This is a genomic window from Streptomyces sp. UW30, from assembly GCF_008042075.1.
Taxonomy (GTDB): domain Bacteria; phylum Actinomycetota; class Actinomycetes; order Streptomycetales; family Streptomycetaceae; genus Streptomyces.
This window is the reverse complement of record NZ_RDBN01000053.1, coordinates 443,374-449,409: the sequence shown is the minus strand read 5'-3', so window position 1 is coordinate 449,409 and position 6,036 is coordinate 443,374. Positions and strand designations below refer to the sequence as shown.

The window sequence follows — 6,036 nt, the reverse complement described above, 5'->3', positions numbered from 1 at the left end:
CACCAGCGCCCGCCCGATGCCCCGCCGCCGAAACGGCTCGGCCACCCCCAGTTCGTACAGGAACATCTCGGCGCCCTTGTCGGGGTGCACGGTCTCGACCCCGCTGACGAAACCCACCGGCTCGCCGTCCACGTAGGCCACGAGCAGATGGTGACCGGCGGCGGCGAGGAACCGCTCGGCCCACTCGGTACGCACCGGATGATCAAACAGATGCTCGGCGGCGGCGACTTCGGCAAGCGTGGCCGCCCGACGGATGTCCATGTGCCTTCGTACCACGGCTGGTGTACGCGGGAGGGGGCTCGTACTTCCGTGGGAGGGGGCGCGGTTCGGCCTGCGGTAGATAACTCTCCGACAGGTTCGCCCCGTACCGTTGAACCATGGATCTTCGATTGCCCGGGCTTCGCGCACTACGGGGGCCGCGGCGGCTGCTGGCCGCCGCGGCCGCTGTCGTCGTCATAGCCGGTGCCGGTACGTGGACTGTCGCGTCGGCCGACGACGACGCGCCCGCGGTGCGCCGCGCCGACCGGGTCATGGACATGGGCGACGGGGTGCGCGTCGACACCTCGTACTTCACGGCCGCCGCGAGCGGCCGCCGCCCGGCCGTGCTGCTCGCGCACGGCTTCGGCGGCAGCAAGGACGACGTACGGCAGCAGGCCGAGGACCTCGCCCGGGACGGGTACGCCGTCCTGACCTGGTCCGCCCGCGGCTTCGGGAAGTCGACCGGCGAGGTCGGCCTGAACGACCCGAAGGGCGAGGTCGCCGACGTCTCCAGGCTGCTCGACTGGCTGGCGAAGCAGCCCCAGGTCGAGCTCGACAAGACCGGCGACCCGCGCGTCGGCATGGCGGGCGGCTCCTACGGCGGCGCGATCTCGCTGCTGGCCGCGGGACACGACGACCGCGTGGACGCCATCGCCCCGGCGATCACGTACTGGAACCTCGCGGACGCCCTTTTCCCGAACGGCGTGTTCAAGAAGCTCTGGGCGGGCATCTTCGTCAACTCGGCGGGCGGCTGCGAGAAGTTCGAGAAGCAGATCTGCGAGATGTACGAGCGGGTCGCCGAGTCCGGCATCCCGGACGCGCAGGCCCGCAGCATGCTTCAGGAGCGCTCGCCGTCGGCCGTGGGCGACCGCATCAAGGTCCCCACCCTGCTGATGCAGGGCCAGTCCGACTCCCTCTTCCCGCTCGGCCAGGCCGACCGGGCGGCGAAGGCGATCAAGGCCAACGGCGCCCCCGTCGACGTCGACTGGATCTCCGGTGGCCATGACGGCGGCGACATGGAGACGGACCGGATCCAGGCCCGCGTCCAGTCCTGGTTCGACCGCTACCTCAAGGACGACAAGAGCGCCGACACCGGCCCGGCCTTCCGGGTCACCCGCACCGGAGGCGTCGACTCCACCGACGGCCAGGCCCTGCTGCGGGGCGCGAGCGCGGACTCCTACCCCGGCCTGGACAGCGGAGTCAGGTCCATCGCCCTCACCGGCCGCGAGCAGAGCTTCGCCAACCCGGCCGGCGCCAGCCCGCCCGCCGTCTCGGCCCTGCCCGGACTCGGCGGCTCCGGCGGCCTCGCCCAGCTGTCCTCGCTCGGCGTCGGGGTGTCCCTGGACTTCCCGGGCCAGTTCGCCGCCTTCGAGTCGGCGCCGGTCACCGACGACCTGCGCATCACCGGCTCCCCGACGGCGACCGTGCACGTGAAGTCCACCAGCGAGGACGCGGTGCTCTTCGCCAAGGTCTACGACGTCGGCGCCGACGGCACCCAGCAGGTGCTGCCGTCCCAGCTGGTCACGCCCCTACGCGTCGAGGACGCCAAGGCCGGCAAGGACGTCACGCTCACGCTCCCCGCGGTCGACCACGACATCGAGAGCGGACACCGGCTGCGCCTGGTCGTCTCCTCCACGGACCTCGGCTACGCCTCGCCGGTCGCGCCGGCGACGTACACGATCTCCCTGAAGGGCGACCTGACGGTCCCGACCGCGCCCGGTGTGAGCACCGCCGCCGCCCCGCTGCCGTCCTGGGTGTGGTGGCTGCCGCTCACGAGTGCGGGCATCGCCCTGGCCCTGCTGCTGACGGCCCGCCGCCGCACCGCGACCCCGGCGCCCGACCCCGAGCTGGCCGAGGTCCCGCTGCAGATCACCGATCTGAGCAAGCGGTACGCGGGCTCGCAGGACCGGTACGCGGTACGGGACCTGTCCTTCCGCGTCGAGAAGGGCCAGGTCCTCGGCCTCCTCGGCCCGAACGGCGCCGGCAAGACGACGACCCTGCGCATGCTGATGGGCCTGATCAAGCCGGACGTCGGCGAGATCCGCGTCTTCGGCCACGCGATCCGGCCCGGCGCGCCCGTCCTGTCCCGGGTCGGCGCCTTCGTCGAGGGCGCGGGCTTCCTGCCGCACCTGTCGGGCCGGGAGAACCTGGAGCTGTACTGGCAGGCCACCGGCCGCCCCGCCGAGGACGCCCACCTCGACGAGGCCCTGGAGATCGCCGGCCTCGGCGACGCGCTGGCCCGCGCGGTGCGCACGTACTCCCAGGGCATGCGCCAGCGCCTGGCCATCGCCCAGGCGATGCTGGGCATGCCGGACCTGCTGATCCTCGACGAACCGACCAACGGCCTCGACCCGCCCCAGATCCGCGAGATGCGCGAGGTGATGATCCGCTACGCGGCCGCCGGCCGCACGGTGATCGTCTCCAGCCATCTGCTGGCGGAGGTCGAGCAGTCCTGCACCCACCTCGTGGTGATGGACCACGGCCGCCTCGTGCAGGCGGGCCCGGTCGCCGAGATCATCGGCTCCGGCGACACGCTGCTGGTCGGCACGGCCACGGCCGTGGAGGAGCCGGTCGCCGAGAAGGTCGCCGCCCTGGCGGGCGTGGCCTCGGCCGTGCGCACCGACGACGGACTCCTGGTCCGCCTCGACGCCGACGGCAGCGCGACGCGCCTGGTCGCCGAACTCGTACGGCTGGAAGTCCCGGTTCAGTCGGTGGGCCCGCACCGCCGCCTGGAAGACGCCTTCCTCACCCTGATCGGAGGCTCCGCATGAGCACGCTCACCGAGCGCACCGAGGTCGCCTCCGGCTACCGGGCGGGCCGCACCCTGCCCCTGCGGGTCGAGCTGGTCCGCCAGCTCAAGCGGCGCCGCACGCTGGTCATGTTCGGCATCCTCGCCGTCCTGCCGTTCGTCCTGGTCGCGGCGTTCGCGATCGGCGGCGAGCCGGACGCCGGCGGCAACCGGATCACCCTGATGGACACGGCCACGGCGTCCGGCGCGAACTTCGCCGCCGTGAACCTGTTCGTCTCCGCGGGCTTCCTGCTGGTCATCCCGGTCGCCCTGTTCTGCGGGGACACGGTGGCGTCGGAGGCCAGCTGGTCCTCCCTGCGCTATCTGCTCGCGGCGCCCGTGCCCCGGATCCGCCTGCTGTGGTCCAAGCTCGTGGTGGGCCTGGGGCTCAGTCTGGCCGCGATGGTCCTGCTGCCGCTGGTCGCGCTGGCCGTGGGCACGGCGGCCTACGGCTGGGGCCCGCTGCAGATCCCCACCGGCGGCTCGCTGGACTCGGGGACGGCGGCGCAGCGCCTGCTGGTGGTCGTGGCGTACGTCTTCGTGTCCCAACTGGTCACCGCGGGCCTGGCGTTCTGGCTGTCGACCAAGACGGACGCCCCGCTCGGCGCGGTCGGCGGCGCGGTCGGTCTGACGATCGTCGGCAACGTTCTCGACGCCGTGACGGCGCTCGGCGACTGGCGGCACTTCCTGCCCGCGCACTGGCAGTTCGCGTGGGCGGACGCGGTCCAGCCCACTCCCGAGTGGTCCGGCATGATCCAGGGCACGGCGATTTCCATAACGTACGCCCTGGTCCTGTTCGCGCTGGCCTTCCGCGGTTTTGCCCGCAAGGACGTCGTGTCCTAGGTCAACGGAAGATCACCTACCGGTCTCGGCGACCGGCCTCCGTGGCCTCTTCGAGACTCATCCGCAACGCTCCGTAGCGCACGTTCCGGCCCCCTGGCCCGTCACAGTCACAGAAAGTCGACGTGAACGGACCAAGGGGGCACGGAAGATGGAGCGGTACCGAATACGACGGCTGCGCGGAGTGCTGCTCGCGCTCACCACGGCGGGCGGCCTGCTGCTCACGGGCTGTGGCGGGGGCGACGGCGACCACTCCTCGGCGGACAACAGCACCTACCCCAGCGGCCGCCCGGCCCCCGGCTACGCCAACGGCGGCGGAAGTACGGGCGGTACAGGCGGCACGGGCGAGCAGAAGAACGGCGACGACGCCGACTCCGACTCCGAGTCCCGGGAGTTCGCGCCGGCGCCCGACTACCTCTCCACCTTCGCCCTCGACGTCGACACCGCGTCCTACGGCTACGCCCGCCGCACCCTCTCCGAGGGCCGCCTGCCCGACCCCTCGACGGTCCGCCCCGAGGAGTTCGTCAACAGCTTCCGCCAGGACTACGACCGCCCCGACGGCAACGGCTTCTCGGTCACCGTGGACGGCGCCCGCACCGACCGCGAGGACTGGTCCCTGGTCCGCGTGGGCCTGGCCACCCGCCCGACCACCGACCTCGGTGAACGCCCGCCCGCCGCCCTCACCTTCGTCATCGACATCTCCGGCTCCATGGCCGAACCGGGCCGGCTCGACCTCGCGAAGAGCTCCCTCGGCGTGATGACCAACCGGCTGCGCGACGACGACTCGGTCGCCCTCGTCACCTTCAGCGACGAGGCGGAGACGGTCCTGCCGATGACGCGCCTGGGCGGCAACCGGGACGAGGTCCACGACGCGATAGCGACCCTGGAACCCACGGACTCCACCAACCTCGGCGCGGGAGTGGAGACGGGCTACGAGACGGCCGTGGAAGGCATGAGGGAGGGCGCCACGAACCGCGTGGTCCTGGTCTCCGACGCCCTGGCCAACACGGGCGACACCGATGCGGACACGATCCTCGAACGCATCGCGTCCGAGCGCCGCGAGCACGGAATCACCCTGTTCGGAGTGGGAGTCGGCAGCGACTACGGCGACGCCCTGATGGAACGCCTCGCCGACAAGGGCGACGGCCACACGGCCTATGTCTCCACCGAGGACGACGCCCGCGAGGTCTTCTGCGAGGACCTCCCGCGCAACATCGACCTGACCGCCCGCGACGCCAAGGCCCAGATCGCCTTCGACCCGGCGACGGTCTCCGACTTCCGCCTCATCGGCTACGACAACCGTCAGGTCGCCGACGAGGACTTCCGTGACGACAGCGTCGACGGCGGCGAGACCGGTCCCGGCCACACGGTGACCGCCCTCTACGCGGTCCACACCAGGCCGGGCACCGAGGGCCACCTCGCCACGGCGAGCGTCCGCTGGCTCGACCCCGATTCCCGCGCCCCGCACGAGGAGTCGGGCCGCGTGGAGACCGGCGCGCTCCAGGACTCCGTATGGAGCGCAAGCCCCCGCTTCCAGGTCACGGCCACGGCCGCCTACTTCGCCGACGCCCTGCGCCTGGGCGACGACCGCTGGAGCGCCCTGCCCGCCGCCCCGTCCCTCCACGACCTGGAGGAACACGCCGAGGACTTGGCGCGGGAGACGGAGGACGGGGAGGTGTCGCAGCTGGCCGAGACGATCGGCCGGGCGCGCGGGTTGATGGCTGAGCGGTATTGAGCGGCGAGTGCTGTGGTCCCGCCCGGGGCGGCCCGCGTGGACGCCGGTCAGGGTGCGATGACGAGGTCCTCGATCAGGCCGTCGCTGAGGGTGAAGCGGTAGTGCAGGTCCACCACCCCGCCCGGGAAGTTGCCCTCCAGGTGGTGTGTGGCGACGTAGTGGTCCGTGTCGACCTTCTCCGCGCCGGTGAGTTCGATCGTGTACGTGTACTCGCCGGCGGCACGGGTCAGCCACGTCTCGATCGCCGGGGCTCCCCGGTGGGTCTTGCCTTCGTCGGTCACGGTGGCATCCGGGTGGAAGGCGCCGAGTGCGGTGGCGGTGTCATGGGCGCGGTGGGCGTCCAGATAGCGGGTGATCACCTGGGGCAGGGCGTCGGGAGCGATGTCCTGGGGCTGGTCGGTGTGCATGCCGGTCT

General features: G+C 72.1%; 5 protein-coding genes. 3 read left to right on the top strand and 2 right to left on the bottom strand.

What is annotated here, in order from left to right:
- Positions 1 to 342, bottom strand: a 342-nt coding sequence (locus tag EAO75_RS36210; RefSeq protein WP_410092836.1) for a GNAT family N-acetyltransferase, incomplete at its 3' end; no start/stop codon positions are given.
- A 35-nt stretch (positions 343 to 377) separates the two neighbouring features.
- Between EAO75_RS36210 and EAO75_RS36205 the strand changes: the two genes are divergently transcribed.
- The 3 genes from EAO75_RS36205 (at position 378) to EAO75_RS36195 (ending at position 5,621) form a co-directional block, all read left to right on the top strand.
- Positions 378 to 3,029 carry a CocE/NonD family hydrolase gene (locus EAO75_RS36205; protein ID WP_187284730.1) on the top strand — a complete coding sequence of 884 codons (2,652 nt, stop codon included), beginning with the start codon at positions 378 to 380 and terminating at the stop codon, positions 3,027 to 3,029.
- The gene (locus EAO75_RS36200; protein ID WP_147999367.1) at positions 3,026 to 3,889 is read left to right on the top strand and encodes an ABC transporter permease; all 864 of its coding nucleotides are present in this window, start codon (positions 3,026 to 3,028) and stop codon (positions 3,887 to 3,889) included. Before EAO75_RS36205 ends, EAO75_RS36200 begins: the two co-directional genes overlap by 4 nt.
- A gap of 148 nt (positions 3,890 to 4,037) precedes the next feature.
- The gene (locus EAO75_RS36195; RefSeq protein WP_147999366.1) at positions 4,038 to 5,621 is read left to right on the top strand and encodes a vWA domain-containing protein; all 1,584 of its coding nucleotides are present in this window, start codon (positions 4,038 to 4,040) and stop codon (positions 5,619 to 5,621) included.
- 47 nt (positions 5,622 to 5,668) lie between these two features.
- Here EAO75_RS36195 and EAO75_RS36190 read toward each other — a convergent pair whose 3' ends face one another.
- Positions 5,669 to 6,028, bottom strand: a complete 360-nt coding sequence (locus EAO75_RS36190; RefSeq protein ID WP_147999365.1) for a nuclear transport factor 2 family protein — start codon at positions 6,026 to 6,028, stop codon at positions 5,669 to 5,671.
- Positions 6,029 to 6,036 lie beyond the last annotated feature (8 nt).

Excerpts from the sequence above, each read along its gene's own strand:
- EAO75_RS36200 (WP_147999367.1), top strand. The coding sequence starts at position 3,026 with ATGAGCACGCTCACCGAGCGCACCGAGGTCGCCTCCGGCTACCGGGCG.
- EAO75_RS36195 (WP_147999366.1), top strand. The coding sequence starts at position 4,038 with ATGGAGCGGTACCGAATACGACGGCTGCGCGGAGTGCTGCTCGCGCTC.
- EAO75_RS36190 (WP_147999365.1), bottom strand. The coding sequence starts at position 6,028 with ATGCACACCGACCAGCCCCAGGACATCGCTCCCGACGCCCTGCCCCAG.
- EAO75_RS36205 (WP_187284730.1), top strand. The coding sequence starts at position 378 with ATGGATCTTCGATTGCCCGGGCTTCGCGCACTACGGGGGCCGCGGCGG.